The organism is Streptomyces sp. NPDC059456 (assembly GCF_042750055.1).
GTDB lineage: Bacteria > Actinomycetota > Actinomycetes > Streptomycetales > Streptomycetaceae > Streptomyces.
Genome location: NZ_JBHYVA010000866.1, coordinates 1 through 3,082, shown reverse-complemented (window position 1 = coordinate 3,082; position 3,082 = coordinate 1). Strand labels below are relative to the sequence as shown.

2 protein-coding genes and 1 pseudogene are annotated in these 3,082 nt (G+C 76.4%); all 3 read left to right on the top strand.

Annotated features, from left to right (window positions below; translation table 11 throughout):
• Positions 1 to 1,232, top strand: a 1,232-nt coding sequence (locus ACFXA3_RS39735) for a PP2C family protein-serine/threonine phosphatase (protein WP_385195842.1), incomplete at its 5' end; no start/stop codon positions are given.
• Positions 1,233 to 1,275: 43 nt separating this feature from the next.
• Positions 1,276 to 2,601 (top strand): VWA domain-containing protein, encoded by a 1,326-nt coding sequence (locus ACFXA3_RS39730; RefSeq protein WP_385195840.1) that lies wholly within the window; start codon positions 1,276 to 1,278, stop codon positions 2,599 to 2,601.
• A 63-nt stretch (positions 2,602 to 2,664) separates the two neighbouring features.
• A pseudogene (locus ACFXA3_RS39725) lies at positions 2,665 to 3,082 on the top strand (forkhead-associated protein); the annotation flags it as partial.

Sequence of the window (3,082 nt, the reverse complement as noted above, 5' to 3'; positions counted from 1 at the left end):
CGCCTGCCGCCGCGGCCCGGCCCGCGGCTCCGCCCCCGCCGACCGCCGCGCCCGCCGCCGGGGCCGCCCCCGTACCGCCGCAGGGCTCCTCGTACGGCGCGCCCGATGCGGCGGCCGGCGGCGAGATCCGCCACGACCGGCCGGGCAGCACCCCCACCCCGCCCGACGGGACGCCGTGGGGCGCGCCCGAAGCCCCGTACGGCGGTGCCGGCCCCGGGCACGAGGACCCGTACGCCGCCGCGAGCGCGCAGGCGGGCGGTCCCGGGGACGGCGGGAAGACCTGCGTGGCCTGCCGGGCCGGGCGGGTCGACACCGACGGGTACTGCGAGCACTGCGGGCACGCCCAGCCCCGCGAGCGCGACCACCTGGAGGAGGAGCTCGGCCGCGTCGCCGCCGTCAGCGACCGGGGGCTGCGCCACCACCGCAACGAGGACTCGTTCGCGGTGGCCGCCACGGCCCTGCCCGACGGCTCGGCCGCCACGGTGGCCATCGTCTGCGACGGCGTCTCCTCCGCCAGCCGCCCCGACGACGCGTCGGCCGCCGCGGCCGGCGCCGCCAACGAGGCCCTGCTCGAAGCCCTCCCGCGCGGCACCCACCCCCAGGAGGCCATGCACGGCGCGATCCTGGCCGCGGCCGCCGCCGTGAACGCCCTGGCCCCGGAGGTCCCGGGCGCGCAGAACGCCCCCGCCTGCACGCTGGTCGGCGCTGTCGTCAGCGGCGGCCTGCTGACCATCGGCTGGGTCGGCGACAGCCGCGCCTACTGGGTCCCGGACGACCGCGAGGCGCTGCCGCGCCGCCTGACCGAGGACGACTCGTGGGCGGCCCAGATGGTCGCGGCCGGGCTGATGGGCGAGGCCGAGGCGTACGCCGACGTCCGCGCCCACGCCATCACGGGCTGGCTCGGGGCGGACGCGTACGACCTGGAGCCGCACACCGCCACGTTCAAGCCGGACCACGCGGGTGTGGTGGTCGTCTGCACCGACGGCCTGTGGAACTACGCCGAATCCGCCCAGGACATGGCCCAGGTGCTGCCCGCCGACGCCGCCGCCCGTCCCCTGCACAGCGCGCAGGTCCTGGTGGGGCACGCCCTCGACGGGGGCGGCCACGACAACGTCACGGTGGCCGTCGTACCGTTCGCCGCGCCCGCCGTCACGCCGTCGGCGGCCGCGCCGGGGCCGCAACAGCCGCAAGCGGAACCGGAAACGGAGGCGGAAGCACCCCCTCAGGCCTGATCCGCCCGCCCCGCACCCCGTCCTTCTCCCAGGAGTCCAATCGATGGCGAACTTCGCCAAGCCGAGCGCCCCGCGCTTCAGCGTGGAGGTGTACCAGAACGAGTTCCTGCCCGAGGGCGGGCGGGACGTCCACGCCATCGTCACGGTCACGTCCTCGGGCGGCGCCACCGCCACCCGTGCGGCGGCCGCCCGCGGCTCGGCCGCCGTCGTGATCATGGTGGACTGTTCGGGGTCCATGGAGTACCCGCCGGACAAGATGCGCGGCGCCCGGGAGGCGACCGCCGCCGCGATCGACACCCTGCGCGACGGCACCGCGTTCGCCGTCGTCGCGGGCACGCACGTGGCCAAGGAGGTCTACCCCGGCCAGGGCCGCCTCGCCGTCGCCGACCCGGCGACCCGGGCCCGGGCCAAGGAGGCCCTGCGCGGCCTGAGTTCCGGCGGCGGCACCGCCATCGGCACCTGGCTGCGCCTCGCCGACGGCCTGCTGCGCCAGTCCTCCGCGACCATCCGGCACGGCATCCTGCTCACCGACGGCCGCAACGAGCACGAGGACCCGGCCGTGCTGCGCGCCACCCTCGACGCCTGCGCGGGCCGGTTCACCTGCGACGCGCGCGGGGTGGGCACGGACTGGGAGGTCAAGGAGGTCACCGGCATCGCGAGCGCCCTGCTCGGGTCGGCCGACATCGTGGCCGACCCGGCGCACCTCACCGAGGACTTCACGCTCATGATGGAGAACGTCATGGGCAAGGAGGTCGCGGACGTCGCGCTGCGCCTGTGGACCCCGGTCGGCGTGGAGATCCAGTACGTCAAGCAGGTCGCGCCCACCGTCCAGGACCTCAGCGACCGCCGCACCGGGGCGGGCCCGCGCGCCGGCGACTACCCGACCGGGTCCTGGGGCGACGAGTCCCGCGAGTACCACGTGTGCGTCCGGGTCCCCGCCGCGTCCGTCGGACAGGAGATGCTCGCCGCCCGGGCCACGCTCCTGCTGCCCGGCGCACCGGACGAACCGCCGACCACCCTCGCGCAGGGACTGGTCCGGGCCGTGTGGACGGACGATCTGGCGGCCTCCACCGCCATCAATCCGCAGGTCGCCCACTACACGGGACAGGCGGAACTCGCGCAGGCTATCCAACAGGGGCTGGAAGCGCGCAAACTGGGCGATGTCGGCGGCGCCACGGCCAAGCTCGGCCGTGCCGTGCAACTGGCGAGCGTCTCCGGGAACGCGGACACGGCCAAATTGCTGGCGAAGGTGGTGGATGTCGTCGATGCGGCGGCGGGTACTGTGCGGCTGAAGGCGAAGGTCGCGGACGCCGACGAGATGACCCTCGAAACGCGTTCGATCCAGACCGTCCGAGTGAAGAAGTCCTGAGCAACCTGAGAAGACCTGAGAAGACCTGACGCGAAGACGCAGGCTGAAGGGGGAAGAGCCGCCATGCCGACCTGCCCGAACGGGCACCAGTCCGCCTCCGACGACTGGTGCGAGGTCTGCGGCCACCGCATGGCTGCCGCCGCTGCGGCGCCCGCGGCGCCCTCCTACGGCTACGGCTACCCTCCCACGGCCGGTGAGCCGACCGCCCAGGCGGAGCTCTGCCCGCAGTGCCGGACCCCGCGCGAGGCCATGGCCCCGTTCTGCGAGGAGTGCCGGTACAACTTCCTGACGCGCTCGGCGACCTCGTACACCCCGCTCGGGACGGACGCGGGAGCCGTGGGGGGGGAACGCGCCCGGGGCCCCCCCCCCCCCCCCCCCCCCCCCCCCCCCCCCCCCCCGCCCCCGCCCCCCCCCCCCCCCCCCCCCCACCCCCCCCCCCCCCCACCCCCCCCCCCCCCCCCCCCCGCGCCCCGCGGCGCGC